Source organism: Streptomyces sp. NPDC001678 (assembly GCF_042892945.1).
Classification (GTDB): domain Bacteria; phylum Actinomycetota; class Actinomycetes; order Streptomycetales; family Streptomycetaceae; genus Streptomyces.
The window spans coordinates 98,140-116,791 of the sequence record NZ_JBIAUP010000004.1 but is presented as its reverse complement, the minus strand read 5'-3'; the positions used below and the strand labels follow the sequence as shown (position 1 = coordinate 116,791).

The 18,652-nt window shown below is 71.2% G+C and carries 21 protein-coding genes and 1 pseudogene; 21 read left to right on the top strand and 1 reads right to left on the bottom strand.

Going from position 1 to position 18,652, the window contains the following annotated elements:
* The first annotated feature begins 88 nt into the window (after nt 1-88).
* The 18 genes from proS (at nt 89) to ACFYZR_RS09830 (ending at nt 14,768) form a co-directional block, all read left to right on the top strand.
* Complete coding sequence (gene proS, locus ACFYZR_RS09915) at nt 89-1,504, top strand: proline--tRNA ligase (protein WP_391907588.1); 1,416 nt, start codon at nt 89-91, stop codon at nt 1,502-1,504.
* Between the two features lie 266 nt (nt 1,505-1,770).
* Complete coding sequence (locus ACFYZR_RS09910) at nt 1,771-2,364, top strand: hypothetical protein (protein ID WP_311614030.1); 594 nt, start codon at nt 1,771-1,773, stop codon at nt 2,362-2,364.
* A 206-nt stretch (nt 2,365-2,570) separates the two neighbouring features.
* Nucleotides 2,571-3,008: a 30S ribosomal protein S16 gene (gene rpsP / locus ACFYZR_RS09905; RefSeq protein ID WP_391907584.1), complete on the top strand. Its 438-nt coding sequence runs from the start codon at nt 2,571-2,573 to the stop codon at nt 3,006-3,008.
* A 2-nt stretch (nt 3,009-3,010) separates the two neighbouring features.
* On the top strand, nt 3,011-3,250 hold the full coding sequence (locus ACFYZR_RS09900; protein ID WP_014153811.1) for an RNA-binding protein: 240 nt from the start codon (nt 3,011-3,013) through the stop codon (nt 3,248-3,250).
* A gap of 90 nt (nt 3,251-3,340) precedes the next feature.
* Nucleotides 3,341-3,895, top strand: a complete 555-nt coding sequence (gene rimM, locus ACFYZR_RS09895) for a ribosome maturation factor RimM (protein ID WP_391907580.1) — start codon at nt 3,341-3,343, stop codon at nt 3,893-3,895.
* On the top strand, nt 3,895-4,710 hold the full coding sequence (trmD, locus tag ACFYZR_RS09890; protein ID WP_391907577.1) for a tRNA (guanosine(37)-N1)-methyltransferase TrmD: 816 nt from the start codon (nt 3,895-3,897) through the stop codon (nt 4,708-4,710). The genes rimM and trmD overlap by 1 nt, the downstream gene beginning before the upstream one ends.
* 131 nt (nt 4,711-4,841) lie before the next feature.
* Entirely contained in the window at nt 4,842-5,192 is a 351-nt protein-coding gene (gene rplS, locus ACFYZR_RS09885) for a 50S ribosomal protein L19 (RefSeq protein ID WP_361699541.1), read from the top strand.
* A 45-nt stretch (nt 5,193-5,237) separates the two neighbouring features.
* A complete protein-coding gene (lepB, locus tag ACFYZR_RS09880; protein WP_391907572.1) occupies nt 5,238-6,053 on the top strand; it encodes a signal peptidase I in 816 nt (271 codons plus the stop codon).
* The gene (gene lepB, locus ACFYZR_RS09875; RefSeq protein WP_391907569.1) at nt 6,046-7,092 is read left to right on the top strand and encodes a signal peptidase I; all 1,047 of its coding nucleotides are present in this window, start codon (nt 6,046-6,048) and stop codon (nt 7,090-7,092) included. Before lepB (ACFYZR_RS09880) ends, lepB (ACFYZR_RS09875) begins: the two co-directional genes overlap by 8 nt.
* Nucleotides 7,031-8,077, top strand: coding sequence for a signal peptidase I (gene lepB / locus ACFYZR_RS09870; protein ID WP_391908536.1), 1,047 nt, complete (start codon nt 7,031-7,033; stop codon nt 8,075-8,077). Before lepB (ACFYZR_RS09875) ends, lepB (ACFYZR_RS09870) begins: the two co-directional genes overlap by 62 nt.
* A gap of 110 nt (nt 8,078-8,187) precedes the next feature.
* On the top strand, nt 8,188-8,931 hold the full coding sequence (gene lepB / locus ACFYZR_RS09865) for a signal peptidase I (protein WP_391907566.1): 744 nt from the start codon (nt 8,188-8,190) through the stop codon (nt 8,929-8,931).
* A complete protein-coding gene (locus tag ACFYZR_RS09860; protein WP_391907563.1) occupies nt 8,924-9,433 on the top strand; it encodes an NUDIX hydrolase in 510 nt (169 codons plus the stop codon). The genes lepB (ACFYZR_RS09865) and ACFYZR_RS09860 overlap by 8 nt, the downstream gene beginning before the upstream one ends.
* 39 nt (nt 9,434-9,472) lie before the next feature.
* Nucleotides 9,473-9,781, top strand: a complete 309-nt coding sequence (locus tag ACFYZR_RS09855; RefSeq protein WP_126916304.1) for a DUF2469 domain-containing protein — start codon at nt 9,473-9,475, stop codon at nt 9,779-9,781.
* 123 nt (nt 9,782-9,904) lie between these two features.
* Nucleotides 9,905-10,264, top strand: coding sequence for a YraN family protein (locus tag ACFYZR_RS09850; protein ID WP_391907560.1), 360 nt, complete (start codon nt 9,905-9,907; stop codon nt 10,262-10,264).
* Nucleotides 10,264-11,871: a YifB family Mg chelatase-like AAA ATPase gene (locus ACFYZR_RS09845; RefSeq protein WP_391908533.1), complete on the top strand. Its 1,608-nt coding sequence runs from the start codon at nt 10,264-10,266 to the stop codon at nt 11,869-11,871. The genes ACFYZR_RS09850 and ACFYZR_RS09845 overlap by 1 nt, the downstream gene beginning before the upstream one ends.
* A complete protein-coding gene (dprA, locus tag ACFYZR_RS09840) occupies nt 11,868-13,049 on the top strand; it encodes a DNA-processing protein DprA (protein ID WP_391907557.1) in 1,182 nt (393 codons plus the stop codon). The genes ACFYZR_RS09845 and dprA overlap by 4 nt, the downstream gene beginning before the upstream one ends.
* Nucleotides 13,050-13,299: 250 nt before the next feature.
* Nucleotides 13,300-14,136, top strand: a complete 837-nt coding sequence (gene whiG / locus ACFYZR_RS09835) for an RNA polymerase sigma factor WhiG (RefSeq protein ID WP_229349119.1) — start codon at nt 13,300-13,302, stop codon at nt 14,134-14,136.
* A gap of 74 nt (nt 14,137-14,210) precedes the next feature.
* Nucleotides 14,211-14,768, top strand: a complete 558-nt coding sequence (locus tag ACFYZR_RS09830) for a TetR/AcrR family transcriptional regulator (RefSeq protein WP_391908530.1) — start codon at nt 14,211-14,213, stop codon at nt 14,766-14,768.
* A 156-nt stretch (nt 14,769-14,924) separates the two neighbouring features.
* Here the strand turns inward: ACFYZR_RS09830 and ACFYZR_RS09825 are convergent.
* Nucleotides 14,925-15,446 (bottom strand): annotated as a pseudogene (locus ACFYZR_RS09825) (peptidoglycan DD-metalloendopeptidase family protein); the annotation flags it as partial.
* Nucleotides 15,447-15,760: 314 nt separating this feature from the next.
* On the opposite strand from ACFYZR_RS09825, the gene rpsB reads away from it, so the two are divergent.
* From rpsB to pyrH, 3 genes are all read left to right on the top strand, one after another.
* Nucleotides 15,761-16,621 carry a 30S ribosomal protein S2 gene (rpsB, locus tag ACFYZR_RS09820; protein ID WP_391907553.1) on the top strand — a complete coding sequence of 287 codons (861 nt, stop codon included), beginning with the start codon at nt 15,761-15,763 and terminating at the stop codon, nt 16,619-16,621.
* Nucleotides 16,622-16,797: 176 nt separating this feature from the next.
* Complete coding sequence (gene tsf / locus ACFYZR_RS09815; protein ID WP_391907550.1) at nt 16,798-17,634, top strand: translation elongation factor Ts; 837 nt, start codon at nt 16,798-16,800, stop codon at nt 17,632-17,634.
* Between the two features lie 162 nt (nt 17,635-17,796).
* Nucleotides 17,797-18,576, top strand: coding sequence for a UMP kinase (pyrH, locus tag ACFYZR_RS09810; protein ID WP_391907547.1), 780 nt, complete (start codon nt 17,797-17,799; stop codon nt 18,574-18,576).
* The last annotated feature ends 76 nt before the right edge of the window (nt 18,577-18,652 follow it).

The following is an 18,652-nucleotide window of genomic DNA, read 5'->3' as shown; positions in this document are numbered from 1 at the left end:
TACGGGCGGCCCCCTCGACGGCCGGGAAGAGACGGTCGCCGGCGGACGGATTCACACTCGGACTGACGGGCCCCGTACCATTCGCAGCATGGCAAAGGCTCCCATTCTCACCCCCCAGGCGGAAGACTTCCCGCGCTGGTACCAGGACCTGATCAACAAGGCCGAGCTGGCCGACAACGGCCCGGTGCGCGGCACCATGGTCATCCGCCCGTACGGGTACGGGCTCTGGGAGCGCATGCAGCAGGAGATGGACGCCCGGATCAAGGACGCGGGCGCCTCCAACGCGTACTTCCCGCTCTTCATCCCGCAGTCCTACCTGACGAAGGAGGCGGAGCACGTCGAGGGCTTCGCCCCCGAGCTCGCGGTCGTCACCCACGGCGGCGGCAAGGAGCTGGAGGAGCCGGTCGTCGTCCGGCCCACCTCCGAGACGATCATCAACGAGTACTTCTCGAAGTGGGTGCAGAGCTACCGCGACCTGCCCCTGCTCATCAACCAGTGGGCCAATGTCGTCCGTTGGGAGATGCGCCCCCGCGTCTTCCTCCGCACGAGCGAATTCCTCTGGCAGGAGGGCCACACCGCCCACGCCACGTACGAGGACGCCCGCGACTACGCGGCCCGCATCCACCGGGACGTCTACTACGACTTCATGGTGAACGTCCTGGGCATCGACGTGGTGCTCGGCCGCAAGACGCCCAAGGAGCGTTTCGCGGGCGCCATCAACACCCTCACCCTCGAGGGCATGATGGGCGACGGCAAGGCCCTCCAGATGGGCACGAGCCACGAGCTCGGCCAGAACTTCGCCAAGGCCTTCAACACCTCCTACCTGTCCAAGGACGGGCAGCAGGAGCTGGTCTGGCAGACCTCCTGGGGCGTCTCCACCCGTATGGTCGGCGGCCTGATCATGTCCCACGGCGACGACAAGGGCCTGCGGGTGCCGCCGCGCCTGGCCTCCGTCCAGGCCGTGGTCCTGGCCATCAAGGGCGACGAGGCCGTCCTGGCCAAGGTCCGCGAGCTCGGCGACGTCCTCAAGGCGGCGGGCGTGCGGGTGCAGGTCGACGACCGCACCGACACCCCCTTCGGCCGGCGCGCCGTCGACTGGGAGCTCAAGGGCGTCCCGGTCCGCATCGAGATCGGCCCCCGCGACCTGGAGAACGGCACCGCGATGCTGGCCCGCCGCATCCCGGGCGGCAAGGAGGCCGTGCGCATCGACGAGCTGGCCGCGCTGCTGCCCAAGGTCCTGGAGGAGGACCAGGCGCAGCTGCTGCGCGAGTCGCGCGAGCGCCGGCTGGCCCGCACGACGGACGTGGCGACCATCGAGGAGGCCGCCGAGGCCGCCCTCGCCGGCGGCTGGGCCCGTATCCCGTGGGCGACGCTGGGCGCGGAGGGCGAGGCCAAGCTGGCCGAGCAGGCCGTGACCGTGCGCTGCCTGGTGATGCCCGACGGCTCGGTGCCGGAGACCGACGACGCCGAGGGCGCCGTCGCGATCGTCGCGCGCGCCTACTGATCCACCCGCCCCCGGGCGCGCGCTCCCGAGGCGCGCGTTCCGGGGGTTCGCGCTTGTACGGGCGCCGGAGCGGGGCGTACTGCCGCTTACTGATGAGTCAGTACGTCCCACCTTGCGAACAGCTGAGCGTCTCATCCCTCCTTCTCCGCAGTTCTGCGCACCCGCCCTCCTCAGGACGAATGAGGCGGGAAACTGACTGGTACGTGCAAATTATTTGGGATGGCCCGGTATCGGAACACCGGGCCGTACCCGCTCGTTGTCACGACGTGAGCACGACACCACCTGTTCTCGCCGCAGAGCTGGCACAGGCGTGGGCCGACATTCAGCGGTTCCACCCCGAGCTGCCGGATCTAGCCGCGCCCGAATCGTTGATCGGAGAGTCGTCGTCCGCCTGTGGCGCCGAGCTCTCCTTCGAAAGGCTGCTGCACGAGGCAGTGCACGGCATCGCGGCCGCCCGCGGTGTCCGGGACACCTCTCGTGCCGGCCGCTACCACAACCGGCGATTCCTGGCGATCGCCGAGGAGCTGGGGCTCGACCACAGTGATGAGCCGCATCCCAGCAGCGGCTTCTCGCTCGTCGTGCTCAATCCGGAGGCGCGCAAGCGCTACCGGCCCACGATCGAGAGACTCCAGCGGGCGCTCAAGGCGCACACGGTGGCCACCGCCGCCGACACCTCGCGCACCTTCCGGGGCCCGGCCGCGCGCCACGGCTCCTCCGGCGGCGGGGTGCGGGTGAAGGCCGTGTGTGACTGCGGACGCAATGTGCGCGTCGTGCCGTCCGTGCTCGCCCAGGCGCCGATCATGTGCGGCGGCTGCGGCCAGCCCTTCCGGATCCCGGAGCCCGCCGTCCCGGTCGGCTGAGACGGCGCGTGCCCGGGTCCGCCCCGGCGGACCCGGGCCGTTCGGCGCCCCGCGATCGGTGTGGCACAATGGGTCGCTGTACTCGACAGTCGCATAGGACCCCTCTCTCCTCCGGCTGACGCGTCCATCGGGCACCCCGAGTACCGCAAACCCCACGTGGCATCTCGTTGTGCCCAACCACGTCAAGACCAGGAGACACCACTCCAGTGGCAGTCAAGATCAAGCTGAAGCGTCTGGGCAAGATCCGTTCGCCTCACTACCGCATCGTCGTCGCCGACTCCCGCACCCGCCGTGACGGCCGTGCGATCGAGGAGATCGGTCTGTACCACCCGGTGCAGAACCCCTCGCGCATCGAGGTCAACAGCGAGCGCGCCCAGTACTGGCTGAGCGTCGGCGCCCAGCCGACCGAGCCCGTCCTGGCCATCCTGAAGGTCACCGGCGACTGGCAGAAGTTCAAGGGTCTGCCGGCCCCGGCCCCGATGCTGGTCGCCGAGGAGAAGAAGCGCGACTTCAGCGACCTCTTCGAGGCTCGTGTGAACGCCGCGGGTGAGGCGAAGGGTGAGGCCATCACCCCGAAGGCCAAGAAGTCGGAGAAGAAGGACGAGGCCGCCGAGGCCGAGTCCGCTGAGTCGACCGAGGCCTGAGGATGCTCGAGGAGGCCCTTGAGCACCTCGTGAAGGGCATCGTCGACAACCCCGACGACGTGCAGGTCGCCTCGCGCGACCTGCGCCGCGGGCGCGTGCTGGAGGTCCGGGTCCACCCCGACGACCTCGGCAAGGTGATCGGCCGCAACGGCCGTACCGCCCGCGCCCTGCGCACCGTCGTGGGCGCCATCGGCGGCCGTGGCATCCGTGTCGACCTCGTCGACGTGGACCAGGTCCGCTGAGAAGCGACAGAGCACCGGCACGGGCCGGGAAGGGTTTCCCTTCCCGGCCCGTTGTCGCGTTCGTAAGACCATGCGAGAAGGATTGAGACTGTGCAGCTGGTAGTCGGCAGGATCGGACGCGCCCACGGCATCAAGGGCGAGGTCACCGTGGAGGTGCGTACGGACGAGCCCGAGCTGCGGCTCGGACCCGGCGCGGTGCTGGCCACGGACCCCGCGGGCACGGGCCCGCTGACCGTCGAGACCGGCCGGGTGCACAGCGGCCGGCTGCTCCTGCGCTTCGTCGGCGTCGCCGACCGCAACGCGGCCGAGGCCCTGCGCAACACCCTGCTGATCGCCGACGTCGATCCGGACGAGACTCCCGAGGACCCCGAGGAGTACTACGACCACCAGCTGATGGACCTCGACGTCGTCACCGTCGACGGCACCGCCGTCGGCCGGATCGCCGAGATCTCCCACCTGCCCTCCCAGGACCTCTTCATCGTCGAGCGGCCGGACGGCACCGAGGTGATGATCCCCTTCGTCTCCGAGATCGTCACCGAGATCGACCTCGACGCACAGCGGGCCGTCGTCGACCCGCCGCGCGGCCTCCTCGACAGCGGTGAGGCCGAGGTCGCGAGCTCTCGCGACGAGGAGGGGCAGGAGTAATGCGCCTCGACGTCGTCACGATCTTCCCCGAGTACCTCGAGCCGCTGAACGTCTCGCTCGTCGGCAAGGCCCGTGCCCGCGGCCAGCTCGACGTACGCGTCCACGACCTGCGCGAGTGGACGCACGACAAGCACAACACCGTCGACGACACCCCGTACGGCGGCGGCCCCGGCATGGTGATGAAGCCCGAGCCCTGGGGCGAGGCACTGGACGCGATCATCGAGTCCGGCGCGGAGGGCGCCCGGCCCACCATCGTCGTCCCCACCCCCAGCGGCAAGCCCTTCACCCAGGAGATCGCCGTCGAGCTCGCCGAGAAGCCGTGGCTGGTCTTCACCCCCGCCCGCTACGAGGGCATCGACCGCCGCGTCATCGAGGAGTACGGCGACCACTACGACGTCCGCGAGCTCTCCATCGGCGACTACGTCCTGGCCGGCGGCGAGGCCCCCGTCCTCGTCATGGTCGAGGCCGTCGCCCGGCTGCTGCCCGGCGTCCTCGGCAACGCCGAGTCGCACCGCGACGACTCCTTCGCCCCCGGCGCCATGGCCGACCTCCTGGAAGGCCCCGTCTACACCAAGCCGCCGGAGTGGCGCGGCCGTGGCATCCCCGACGTCCTGCTCAGCGGCCACCACGGCAAGATCGCCCGCTGGCGCCGCGACGAGGCCTTCCGCCGCACCACCGCCAACCGCCCCGACCTCCTGGAGCGCACCGACCCGGCCGCCTTCGACAAGAAGGACCGCGAGATGCTCTCGATCCTGGGCTGGGGCCCCGGCGAGGACGGCCGATTTGGGCGAGTGGCCCCCGACGTGGAAGAATGAGCCGTTGCCTTGCGTCCGGCGTGCGCCCCTGCCACAGGGGGACCGACGCCCGCCCGGTGTGCGAGGTACCGTTCTCTTTTCCATACGAATTCCGCCGATGACCTGTGGCATCGGCGAGGAAGCAGACGAATATGTCTTCCCTGCTCGACGGCGTCAACGCCGCTTCGCTGCGCACCGACGTCCCGGCCTTCCGTCCCGGTGACACCGTGAACGTCCACGTTCGCGTCATCGAGGGCAACCGCTCCCGCATCCAGCAGTTCAAGGGTGTCGTCATCCGCCGCCAGGGCGCGGGCATCAGCGAGACCTTCACGGTCCGCAAGGTCTCCTTCTCCGTCGGCGTCGAGCGCACCTTCCCGGTGCACAGCCCGATCTTCGAGAAGGTCGAGCTCGTCACCCGCGGTGACGTCCGCCGCGCCAAGCTGTACTACCTCCGTGAGCTGCGCGGCAAGGCCGCGAAGATCAAGGAGAAGCGCGACAACTGAGCTTCCCGACGGCGTCCGGGAACGGCCGGATAGGCTTTCGGCCCGATGGACACCGACGCACAGCTCGCATCGCTTCCGGAGCGCGACCGCTCTCCCGAACCCGCACAGGGGGAGGGACAGGGGTCGCGCTCCGCGCGTTTTCCCCGGCTCTCCGCCGCATGGCGCTGGTACGCGGACGGCGGGCCGCTGCGGCGCGCCGGGGTGCTGCTCTCCCTCTGCCTGGTCTCGCTGCTGCTGGTCAGCGGCTATGTGGTGCAGCCGTTCCTGATCCCCAGCGGGTCGATGGAGAAGACGCTCCAGGTCGGCGACCGGGTGCTCGTCAACAAGCTCGCCTATCGCTTCGGGGACGAGCCGCGCCGGGGCGAGGTGATCGTCTTCGACGGCACCGACTCCTTCGTCCAGGACCGGCCCTCGGAGAACGCGGTGACCACGATCATCCGCAAGGGCGCGGCGGCCGTCGGGCTGATGCGCCCCTCCGAGACCGACTACATCAAGCGTGTCGTCGGCGTCGGCGGCGACCGGGTCCGCTGCTGCGACAAATGGGGCAGGCTGGAGATCAACGGCCATCCCGTGCTGGAGGAATACCTCTACCCGGGGGACGTTCCCTCCCAAGTGCCGTTCGATGTGGTGGTGCCGGAGGGCAAGCTATGGGTCATGGGTGACCATCGCAGCGACTCCCGTGACTCCCGGGACCATCTGGGCGAGCCGGGCGGCGGCATGGTTCCGGTGGACCGCGTCATCGGGCGCGCCGACTGGATCGGCTGGCCGCTGGGCCGGATGACCTCCCTGGGCCGCACCGGTGCCTTCGCGGACGTACCCGCGCCGGGCCCGGGGCACGGGGGAGGCGGCCCGCATGGGTAGCAGGGGCCGTACAAGCGTCCGTACGGCCGCGCCGGCCGCCCGCCCGGCGGCGCCCGCGGACCGGCCGCCCCCGGGGACCGGGGGACGGGCGGAGCGGCGCAAGGCCGCGAAACGGACCGCCAGGAAGCTGCGCCACCGCCGGCAGCGCTCGGTGCTCAAGGAAGTACCGATCCTTATAGGCGTCGCGGTGCTGATCGCCCTGGTGCTCAAGACGTTCCTCGTCCAGGCCTTCGTGATTCCGTCCGGCTCGATGGAGGAGACCATCCGGATCGGTGACCGGGTGCTGGTCGACAAACTGACGCCCTGGTTCGGGACCCGGCCGCAACGCGGCGACGTGGTGGTCTTCAAGGACCCCGGCGGATGGCTCGGCGACGAGTGGAAGTCCCGCAACGACCCGGTGGGCGTCAAGCAGGCCAAGCAGGCGCTCACCTTCATCGGCCTGCTGCCCTCGGCCGACGAGCAGGACCTCATCAAACGCGTGGTGGGCGTCGGCGGCGACAGGGTCAAGTGCTGCGACAAGGACGGCAAAATCACGGTCAACGGAACGCCGCTCCTCGAACCCTACGTCCATCCGGGAAATCCTCCTTCCCAGATGACGTTCGACGTGAAGGTGCCCAAGGACCGGCTCTTCGTCATGGGGGACCACCGTTCCGACTCGGCGGACTCGCGCTACCACCTGGACCAGCCGGGGCAGGGAACCGTCCCGGAGGACCTGGTGGTGGGACGTGCGGTGCTGATCGCCTGGCCCATGGACCACTGGCGGCGGCTCACCGAGCCGGACACGTACGCTTCGGTGCGGGACGCGCCGCGCGCGGATGCGCGGGCGGGCGGTTCGCCGCATAGTCTGTCCCCCATGGATCATGAAGGATTGATCCTGCTCCCGACCCCTGCGGAACTCCCGCTCGTTATGGGAGTGATGGGCCTGCGTCGTACGTATCGCGGGCGGCAGCGTGGAGTGAGGAGTGGATGTGGGGGATGTGGCGGTCGGCGCGCGTTCCGGTCACGGAGAGCCCGAAAGGCGGCCCGGGCGGACGGATGACCCGTCCGGGGAGCCGTCCGGCGGCGACACGCCGCAGGAGGCCAGGTCCCAGGCGGCCGGGCCCGGCCAGGACGCCACGACGGTGACGTCCTCGGAGACCCCCGCGTCCGAGGATGGCGCGGGACGCGGCGCAAGCGGCGGCGAGGGCCGCGGGGCGCGCCGCGACGAGCCCAAGAAGCAACGATCCTTCTGGAAGGAGCTGCCGCTCCTCATCGGCATCGCGCTGGTGCTCGCGCTGCTCATCAAGACCTTCCTGGTGCAGGCGTTCTCGATTCCCTCCGAGTCGATGCAGAACACCCTCCAGCGCGGCGACCGGGTGCTGGTGGACAAGCTCACGCCGTGGTTCGGCTCGAAACCCGAGCGCGGCGAGGTCGTCGTCTTCCACGATCCGGGCGGCTGGCTGGGCGAGAGCCCGGCCACCGACCAGGGCCCGGTGGCCAATGGCGTCCAGAAGGTGCTCAGCTTCATCGGCCTGATGCCCTCGGCCGAGGAGAAGGACCTGATCAAGCGGGTCATCGCGGTCGGCGGCGACACCGTCGAGTGCAAGGGCAACAACGAGCCCGTGACGGTCAACGGCAAGGCGCTCGACGAGCCGTACATCTTCCCCGGGAACACGCCCTGCGGTGACAAGCCCTTCGGCCCGATCAAGGTGCCCAAGGGCCGGATCTGGGTGATGGGCGACCACCGCCAGGACTCCCTCGACTCCCGTTACCACCAGGAGCTCGACAGGTTCCAGGGCACGGTCTCGGAGGACGAGGTCGTCGGCCGCGCGATCGTCGTCGCCTGGCCGGTCAACCGGTGGGCCACGCTGCCCGTCCCCGGCACGTTCGACCAGCCGGGGCTGAGCGCGGCGGCCGCCGTCGCGCCGCCGGCGCTCGGGCTCGCGGGCGCGCTGCCGCTGGTGCTGTGGCGCCGGCGCCGCACGCTGCGGAAGGCCGAGGGGGCCGAGCGGTCCGTCGTGGTGGTCCCCGCCGCGAAGGGGTGACGCGCCGCCCCCGAACCGGCTGACATCGGCCCTCGCCAGGGGCTGACCGATGCCCGTACCCCCGGGTAGGGTGCGGTTCCGTCGGACCGGCGGACGGGGGATGGGACGCGATGAGCACAGTGGAACGTGGCGCCGACGGCCACGGCCGCGCGGGCAGAGTGCTGTCCGGGCTGGCCGTGGCCGTCGGCGCTCTGCTCTTCCTCGGCGGCTTCGGCTGGGCCGCCCTGCTGTACCGGCCGTACACCGTGCCCACGGACTCGATGGCGCCCACGATCGGGCGCGGCGACCGGATCCTCGCCCAGCGGATCGACGGCGGCGAGGTGCGGCGCGGGGACGTCGTCGTCTTCGAGGACGAGGTCTGGGGCAGCGTCCCGATGGTCAAACGGGTCGTCGGCGTCGGTGGCGATCACATCGAGTGCTGTGACAGACAGGGCCGTCTGACGATCAACGGCAAACCCGTGGAGGAGCCCTATCTGGAGGGCTCCGGCCCGGCCTCGCCCACGGGCTTCTCGGCCACCGTCCCCGAGGGCCGGCTGTTCCTCCTCGGCGACCACCGTTCCGACTCGCTGGACTCCCGCAGCCATATGACCGAGGCGGGGCAGGGCACGGTGCCGCGCGACGCGGTACGGGCCCGGGTGGACGCCAAGGCCTGGCCGGTGTCCGGCTGGGGCATGATCGAGCGCCCCGGTGCCTTCGCGGGGCTGCCCGGCGGCACGTCCCGGCCGGGCCCGCTGCCCCTGATCACGACGTGCGTGGTGGCGGGCGCGGTGCTCATCCTGGGAGGTGCGGCGGTGGGCGCGCTCGCGCAGCGGGCGGCACGCGGCGGGAAGGCGGCGGTGGCGACCCATGGGTGAGACGGGCGGGGCTGAGGGCGACGGCCCGCGCCGGGCCGCCCGTGTCGTCCTGCTGGACCCGGACGACCGGATCCTGCTGCTCCACGGCTACGAACCGGACGACCCCGGCACCACCTGGTGGTTCACCCCCGGCGGGGGACTGGAGGGCGACGAGGGCTGGGAGGAGGCCGCGCGCCGCGAGCTGGCCGAGGAGACGGGCGTCACCGAGATCGAACTCGGCCCGGTGCTCTGGACGCGCAGCTGCTCGTTCCCCTTCGACGGCCGCCGCTGGGAGCAGGACGAGCGCTACTACCTGGCCCGTACCGCGCAGCGGCCCACCTGGTCCGGCGGCGGGACGGAGCTGGAGCGGCGCAGCCTGTCGGGGCTGCGCTGGTGGACCTGCGAAGAACTGCTCGCGACGCATGAGACGGTGTATCCGACCAGACTCGCCGGGCTGCTGCGGGCGCTGCTCGACGAGGGACCCCCGAGTACGCCGGTGCTCCTGGAGACCGAGCGCGCCTGACGCACAATGGGGGGACGCACGGCTGAAGGGGAACATGCCATGAGCGCCGAGGACCTCGAGAAGTACGAGACCGAGATGGAGCTGAAGCTCTACCGGGAGTACCGCGACGTCGTCGGGCTGTTCAAATACGTGATCGAGACCGAGCGCCGTTTCTACCTGACGAACGACTACGAGATGCAGGTGCACTCGGTGCAGGGCGAGGTCTTCTTCGAGGTCTCGATGGCGGACGCCTGGGTGTGGGACATGTACCGGCCGGCGCGCTTTGTGAAGCAGGTCCGGGTGCTCACGTTCAAGGACGTGAACATCGAGGAGCTGAACAAGACCGATCTTGATCTGCCGGGGACGTGATCCGAGCGTCCAGGGGCGTTCTTCCCTGATCGGGTGACGGGGTTTTCCACAATCGCGGGGTTGTCCACCAAGATCCAAAACTTGGGGGCGAGGGCGGCATAGTCGGCACCGGAGGTGGTGCCCATGAACGCCCGAGGGGGGCTCGGCAGGTACGGGGAGGATCTGGCGGCGCGCCGGCTGACCGAGGCCGGGATGACCGTGCTGGCCCGCAACTGGCGGTGCCGCGCCGGCGAGCTGGACATCGTGGCCCTGGACGGCGACGTCCTGGTGATCTGCGAGGTGAAGGCCCGCCGCGCGGGCCGGTTCGAACATCCGATGGCCGCCGTCACGGCCACCAAGGCCGGGCGGCTGCGCGAGCTCGCCGAGCGCTGGCTGGCCCGGCACGGCGGAGCCCCACCGGGCGGGGTGCGCATCGATCTCGTGGGCGTGGTCGTCCCGGACCGGGGCGCGCCCCTCGTCGAGCACGCCAAGGGGGTGGCGTGATGGGCTTCGCGCGGACGTGCTCGGTCGCCCTGACCGGTGTGGACGGCGTGGTGGTCGAGGTCCAGGCCGGCCTGGAGCCGGGAGTGGCCGCCTTCACCCTCGTCGGGCTGCCGGACAAATCCCTCAGCGAGAGCCGGGACAGAGTGCGGGCCGCCGTGGTGAACTCGGGCGCGGACTGGCCGCAGAAGAAGCTCACCGTGGGCCTCAGCCCGGCCTCGGTGCCCAAGGGCGGCAGCGGCTTCGACCTCGCGGTGGCCTGCGCGGTCCTCGGCGCCGCCGAGCGGATCGACCCCAGGGCGATCGCCGACCTGATGATGATCGGCGAGCTCGGCCTCGACGGCCGGGTCCGCCCCGTGCGCGGCATCCTCCCCGCCGTCCTGGCCGCCGCCGACGCCGGATACCGCCAGGTCGTCGTCCCCGAACGCACGGCGGCCGAGGCCGCCCTGGTGCCAGGGGTGTCCGTGCTGGGCGTCCGCAGTCTGCGCCAGCTGATCGCGGTGCTGGCGGACGAGCCCGTCCCCGAGGAGGACGAGGAGCCGCTGGGGGAGGGGCGGCCCGACCCCATGCTCGCGGGGCTGGCCGTACCGGGCGCCGGTGGCGGGTTCGGGGCGCGGCCCGGCGAGCGTCCGCCCGACCTCGCCGAGGTCGCCGGACAGGCCAGGGCCCGCCGGGCACTGGAGGTGGCCGCCGCCGGGCGTCACCACCTCCTCTTCATGGGCAGCCCGGGGGCCGGCAAGACCATGCTGGCCGAACGACTCCCGGGACTGCTCCCGCCCCTCACACCCCAAGAGTCACTCGAAGTCACAGCAGTCCACTCCGTAGCCGGGACCCTGCCCGCAGGCCAGCCCCTGATCGACCGCGCCCCCTACTGCGCACCCCACCACTCGGCGTCCATGCCCGCGCTGATCGGCGGCGGCTCCGGGCTGCCCCGGCCGGGAGCCGTCTCCCTCGCGCACCACGGCGTACTTTTCCTCGACGAAGCCCCCGAATTCTCCGGCAGAGTGCTCGACGCCCTGCGCCAGCCACTCGAGTCCGGACACGTCGTCGTCGCCCGCACCGGCGGAGTGATGCGGCTGCCCGCCGCCTTTCTGCTCGCCCTCGCGGCCAACCCCTGCCCCTGCGGCCGGCGCGGTATGACCGGCGACGGCTGCGACTGCCCGCCCCGGGCCGTCAAACGCTATCTGGGGCGCCTGTCCGGGCCGCTGATGGACCGTGTGGACCTCCGAGTGGCCGTCGAACCCGTGGCCCGCTCCGAGCTCACCGGCCCTCCGGCGGAATCCACGGCCGACGTCGCCGCGCGCGTCCGCCTCGCCCGCGAGCGAGCCGCCGCCCGGTACACCGGCACACCCTGGCGCACCAACAGCGAAGTGCCGGGTTACGAGCTGCGCACCCGCTGGAGCGTGCCACCGGACGCCCTCGCCGAGGCCGAACGGGACATGGAGCGCGGACTGCTGACGGCACGGGGGCTGGACCGGGTCCTCCGGGTCGCCTGGACGATCGCGGACCTCGCCGGACGCCCCCGGCCGGACACCGAGGACGTGGCCCAGGCGCTGGAACTGCGCACGGGCGTCCGGCGCGGCACGGTCCCCGCCGGAGGTCGGCCATGAGCGGGCCGGGGCCGAGGGAGCGGCTGGCGCGGGCCGCGCTCACCGGCCTGACGGAACCGGGGGACGAACACGTGGGCCGCTGGCTTCGGGAGATGGGCGCCGAGGCCCTGCTCCACGGCCTGACCGGCGCGGGACCACCGCCGAAAGGAGCCCGCCCGGACCGGCTCGAAGGCTGCCGCGCCCGCGCCGCCCACCGCGACCCGGCCCGCGACCTCGCCACCGTCGCCCGGATGGGCGGGCGCTTCATCTGCCCGGGCGACATCGAATGGCCCGGACAGCTCGACGACCTCGGGGACGCCCGCCCCATCGGCCTCTGGGTCCACGGCAGTCCGAATGTACGACTGTGGGCGCTGCGGTCGGTCGCCGTCGTCGGAGCCCGCGCCTGCACCGACTACGGGTCCTATGTGGCGGCCGTCCTCGGCTCCGGGCTCGCGGAACGCGGATGGGTGGTCGTCTCCGGGGCCGCCTTCGGTGTCGACGGGGCCGCCCACAGGGGCGCGCTGGCCGCCGGCGGGGCCACCATGGCGGTACTGGCCTCGGGAATCGACGTGCCCTATCCGCGCGGACACGCCGAGTTGCTCGGCCGGATCGCGGAACAAGGTCTCGTACTGGCCGAGTTGCCACCCGGCGGACACCCCACGCGCAGCCGCTTCGTCCTGCGCAACCGTGTGATCGCCGCGCTCACGCGGGGCACCGTGGTCGTGGAGGCCGAATACCGCAGCGGCTCGCTCGTCACCGCGCGCCACGCGCGACGACTGGGACGCCACACCATGGGAGTGCCCGGCCCGGTCACCTCAGGACTCTCCGCCGGGGTTCACGAACTCCTGCGCGAAGGAGCCTGTCTGGTGACCGACGCCGATGAGATCACCGAGCTGATCGGCGACATGGGAGAGCTGGCCCCGGAGCGCAGAGGACCGGTCGTGGCCAGGGACCTGCTGCCCGAAGCGGCCGTCAGAACGCTGGAAGCCGTCCCCGGCAGAGGCGGCGCCGAGCTCGCGCTCATCGCCCGGAACGCCGGGATGGGCCGGGACCGGACACTCGGCAGTCTGTACGAACTCCAGGCGCTAGGGTTCGTGGAACGACTGGGCGATCTCTGGCAGTTGGCTGACGCGGCGTCAACCTCCGTGACCCCCAAGCCGCTCGGACGGCGCCCCGGCGCGCGGCGAGGCGGTGCTTGACCTGGGGTGATCGGGTGAAAGGGTTAAGGGGCGGGCCAAGCCGGCCGATACGGCGGGCTCCGCGCGGCCCCCGGGGCGCCCCGATGGCCGCCGCCGCGGAACGCGGACCCGCGAAGGACATCCGCGCCCCTCCCTCACTACCGAAGGAGGTCTCATCGCTCACCGCAGCGCCACGGTCACGCTACGCTCACAGAATCCAGCCATTCGTACCACCCGATCCAAGTCACAGCAGAACGGCTCAAAACGACGAATGCCCCAGCACACCTCCGGGTCCGACCGCGCGGCGGCACCGCCCGCAGCGCGCGGCGCCGTGCGCCCTCCCGCACCCTCGACGCTCGACGAGCTGTGGCGGTCGTACAAGGCCTCGGGCGACGACCGGCTGCGGGAGCAACTGATCCTCCACTACTCACCCCTGGTGAAGTACGTGGCGGGCCGCGTCAGCGTCGGGCTGCCGCCCAATGTCGAGCAGGCCGACTTCGTCTCCTCCGGGATCTTCGGCCTGATCGACGCCATCGAGAAGTTCGACCCCACCCGCTCCATCAAGTTCGAGACCTATGCGATCACCCGCATCCGGGGCGCCATGATCGACGAACTGCGGGCCCTGGACTGGATCCCCCGTTCGGTCCGGCAGAAGGCCCGTGCCGTGGAGCGCGCCTACGCCACCCTGGAAGCCGCCCTGCGCCGTACCCCCTCCGAAGCGGAGGTCGCGGCCGAGATGGACATCTCCCTGGAGGAACTCCACTCCGTCTTCAGTCAGTTGTCGCTGGCCAATGTGGTGGCCCTGGAGGAGCTGCTGCACGTCGGCGGCGAGGGCGGCGACCGGCTCAGCCTGATGGACACCCTGGAGGACACCGCGGCCGACGACCCCGTCGAGGTGGCCGAGGACCACGAACTGCGCCGGCTGCTGGCCCGGGCGATCAACACCCTCCCCGACCGGGAGAAGACCGTGGTCACCCTCTACTACTACGAGGGACTCACCCTCGCCGAGATCGGTCACGTGCTCGGGGTCACCGAGAGCAGGGTCAGCCAGATCCACACGAAGTCCGTCCTCCAGTTGAGGGCCAAGCTGGCGGACGTCGGACGCTGAATCGTCCCTCCAACGTCGTCCCCGACGCGGCGTGTCCGTAAAGTGGGACCGTGCCCAGGATTCGAGCGGCCTCAGTGGCCGAGCACCGGACGATGCAGCGCGGCGCCCTCCTGGACGCCGCGCGCTCCTTGCTGTCCGAAGGCGGGACGGAGGCCCTGACCTTCCCCGCCCTGGCCGAGCGCACCGGGCTCGCGCGGTCCTCGGTCTACGAGTACTTCCGCTCCCGCGCCGCCGTCGTCGAAGAGCTGTGCGCCGTGGACTTCCCCGTCTGGGCGGCGGAGGTCGAGGCCGCCATGGAGCGCGCCGACACGCCCGGGGGGAAGATCGAGGCATATGTGCGGCAGCAGCTGTCGCTCGTCGGCGACCGCCGCCACCGGGCCGTGGTCGCCATCTCCGCGGGCGAGCTGGACGCCGGCGCCCGGGAGAAGATCCGTGCTGCCCACGGCGGTCTGATCGCCATGGTCGTCGAGGCGCTGGAGGCCCTCGGCCACGACCAGCCCCGGCTGGCGGCCATGCTCCTCCAGGGAGTCGTCGACGCGGCGGTGCGCCGTATCGAGCTCGGCGCGGCGGAGGAGCCGGACCGGATCACGGAGGCGGCCGTCGCCATGGCCCTGCGGGGCGTCTGCGGCTGAGGCGGCTGAGGCGGCCGAGAACGCGCCGAGCGCTCCCGCCACCGGCCACAGCCGGGACGGGGCGCGGCGCAGCATCCATGGGGGCAGGAGGGTCAGCGGGTCGAGGTAGTCCTCCCCGCGACGCAGGCCCCAGTGGAGACAGCCATGGCCCGGGCAGTGGGCCGATCCTGCCTCCAGGACGCCGATCGTCTGCCCGGCGCTGACATGGTCCCCTTCGTGGACCGTCGCCCTTACGGGCTCGTATGTGGTCCGCAGGGTGGGGGCGAGCTCCACCGACACCACTCCTCGCCCCGCGATCTGGCCGGCGAAGGAGATCCGCCCCGGGGTGGCCGCGCGGACCGGCCGGCCGGGCCCGGCCGCGAGATCGACGCCCCGGTGGCCCGCCGCCCAGCGTGCCGGGGGCGGTTCCCAGGCCCGTAGGACCAGGGGCCGGGCGCCCCGGGCGCCCGCCACGGGCCAGGACCGGTCGCCTCCGGGGCCTGAGGGCCCCGATGGTCCCGGTGGTCCGGAGGACGGGGGAGCGGGGGCCGGGGGAGCGGGTCCGGACACGGCTGTCGCACAGGTCAGAGCCACGATCAGGAGCGTGATCGGGGCCGCGGGAGCGCAGAGCGCGAGTGCCCGTCGGGCCGTGCCGCGCAGTCGGGCGGAGAATCCGGGAGAGAGCTCGGGTCGTCGCATGGAGTAACCATGGCGGGGGCCGGCGGACCGTGGGGATCTTGAACGGGATCTGTGGACTACTCGCGGGTTGTGGACAACGCCGTCACCCGGGGGTTCTCCGGTCCCGTACACTTCTCATGGCGATCCGGGTCACCGGGTCGACTTCGCACGCCCCGCCACTGACGCGTCAGACCCTCTCGGGCAGCACGGTGGCCGTGTCTCTCGGTCCGTGAAACGGCTCCTCGCAAGGGATTCGTTCGCGGCAGGCGCGTCGGGGCGTCAGGAGCGGCGGCCGCCCGGCCGTCGTGGAACCGAGTATTTCAAGGAGCGCGGCCATGGCCGTCGTCACGATGCGGGAGCTGCTGGAGAGCGGCGTCCACTTCGGTCACCAGACCCGTCGTTGGAACCCGAAGATGAAGCGTTTCATCTTCACGGAGCGCAACGGCATCTACATCATCGACCTGCTCCAGTCGCTGTCGTACATCGACCGCGCCTACGAGTTCGTCAAGGAGACCGTCGCGCACGGCGGCTCCATCATGTTCGTCGGTACGAAGAAGCAGGCCCAGGAGGCCATCGCCGAGCAGGCGACGCGCGTCGGCATGCCCTACGTCAACCAGCGCTGGCTGGGCGGCATGCTCACCAACTTCTCGACCGTCTACAAGCGCCTCCAGCGCCTGAAGGAGCTCGAGCTCATCGACTTCGAGGACGTGGCCGCCTCCGGCCTCACCAAGAAGGAGCTCCTGGTCCTCTCCCGCGAGAAGGCCAAGCTGGAGAAGACCCTCGGCGGTATCCGCGAGATGCAGAAGGTGCCGAGCGCCGTCTGGGTCGTGGACACCAAGAAGGAGCACATCGCCGTCGGTGAGGCGCGCAAGCTCCGCATCCCGGTTGTCGCCATCCTCGACACCAACTGCGACCCCGACGAGGTCGACTACAAGATCCCGGGCAACGACGACGCCATCCGCTCCGTCACCCTGCTCACCCGCGTGATCGCCGACGCCGTCGCCGAGGGCCTCATCGCCCGCTCCGGTGCCGCCACCGGTGACGTCAAGGCCGACAAGGCCGCCGGCGAGCCGCTGGCCGAGTGGGAGCGCGACCTGCTCGAGGGCGAGAAGAAGGCCGACGAGCCGGCCGCCGAGGCCGCCGCTGAGCCGGCCGCCGAGGCCGAGAAGCCGGCCGCGGACGCCGAGCAGGCCTGACGCCTTGCCGTACCGGATGACGGCGGGGGCGTCGCGCCCCCGCCGTCATCCGGCGGATCCACTGTCGGACCCCGTCAGCGGGACGGGAGCCGACAGGTGTGGTGACCTCAAGACGGACCAGCCCTGCCGGATGCCCGGGTGGCACGGCGGGGCGCAGTGACGAGAAGGATTGAAGGATGGCGAACTACACCGCCGCTGACGTCAAGAAGCTCCGTGAGCAGACCGGCGCCGGCATGATGGACTGCAAGAAGGCGCTCGACGAGGCCGAGGGCAACCTCGAGAAGGCCATCGAGATCGTCCGCGTCAAGGGCCTGAAGGGCGTGGCCAAGCGCGAGAGCCGCACCACCGAGAACGGCGCCGTCGCCTCCCTCATCGCCGACGACAACACCTCCGGTGTCATCGTCGAGCTGAAGTGCGAGACGGACTTCGTCGCCAAGGGTGAGAAGTTCATCACCGTCGCCGACGCCCTGGCCGCCCACATCGCCAAGGTCGCCCCGGCCGACGTCGAGGCCCTCATGGCCTCCGAGATCGAGGCCGGCAAGACCGTCCAGGCGTTCGTGGACGAGGCCAACGCCACCCTCGGTGAGAAGATCGTCGTGGACCGCTTCGCGCACTTCGCCGACGGCAAGGTCTACGCCTACATGCACCGCACCGCCGCGGACCTGCCCCCGCAGGTCGGTGTCCTGGTCGAGCTGGACAAGGACAACGCCGAGGTCGCCAAGGACGTCGCGCAGCACATCGCCGCCTTCGCGCCGAAGTTCCTCTCCCGTGACGCCATCCCGGCCGAGACGGTGGAGAACGAGCGTCGCGTCGCCGAGGCCACCGCTCGCGAGGAGGGCAAGCCCGAGGCCGCCCTGCCGAAGATCGTCGAGGGTCGCGTCACCGGCTTCTTCAAGGAGCAGGTCCTGCTGGACCAGCCCTTCGCCAAGGACAACAAGAAGACCGTCCAGAAGATCCTGGACGAGGCCGGCGTCACGCTGAAGCGCTTCGCCCGCATCCGCGTCGGCGCCTGAGCCGCCCGCAGGGCAGCGAATGACCCGCGACCCGCTAGGGTCGTACGCAGTCGGCCGCCCACCGGCCGGCCGCTGATGTGACGAGGAGGCCATTGCCGCAGAGGGAACCGAAAGGATCCATCCGGCAGTGGCCTTCTTCGTATGTGCACGAGGAGAACTCCAATGAATCAGGGCGCGGACGCCACGCAGGCCGCCGGTGACACCGGCACCGACCAGGGCAAACGCCGTCGGTTCCTGCTGAAACTGTCAGGTGAGGCCTTCGCCGGCGGCGGTGGACTCGGCGTCGACCCCGATGTCGTGCACGCCATCGCCCGCGAGATCGCGGCCGTGGTCCGCGAGGGCTACGAGATCGCCGTGGTCATCGGCGGCGGAAACTTCTTCCGCGGCGCCGAGCTCCAGCAGCGCGGCATGGACCGTGCCCGCTCGGACTACATGGGCATGCTCGGCACCGTGATGAACAGCCTCGCCCTCCAGGACTTCCTGGCCAAGGAAGGCGTCGAGACCCGGGTCCAGACCGGTATCACCATGGGCCAGGTCGCCGAGCCGTTCATCCCGCTGCGCGCCGTGCGTCACCTGGAGAAGGGCCGCGTCGTGATCTTCGGCGCGGGCATGGGCATGCCCTACTTCTCCACCGACACCACCGCCGCCCAGCGCGCCCTGGAGATCCACGCCGAGGCGATCCTCATGGGCAAGAACGGCGTTGACGGGGTCTACGACTCCGACCCCAAGAAGAACCCCGACGCGGTGAAGTTCGACGCCCTCGAGTACAGCGAGGTGCTGGCTCGCGGCCTCAAGGTCGCCGACGCCACCGCGATCAGCCTGTGCATGGACAACAAGCTGCCGATCCTCGTCTTCGAGCTGCTCGCGGCGGGCAACATCGCCCGCGCGGTCAAGGGTGAGAAGATCGGCACGCTCGTGAGCGACCAGGGCACGCGGGACTGACAAGGCCCGTAAGCCGTCCGCGCCGGGCGGCCGAGGAATCGGCCGCCCCCGCCATGGACGGCAACACCGCGCCGGG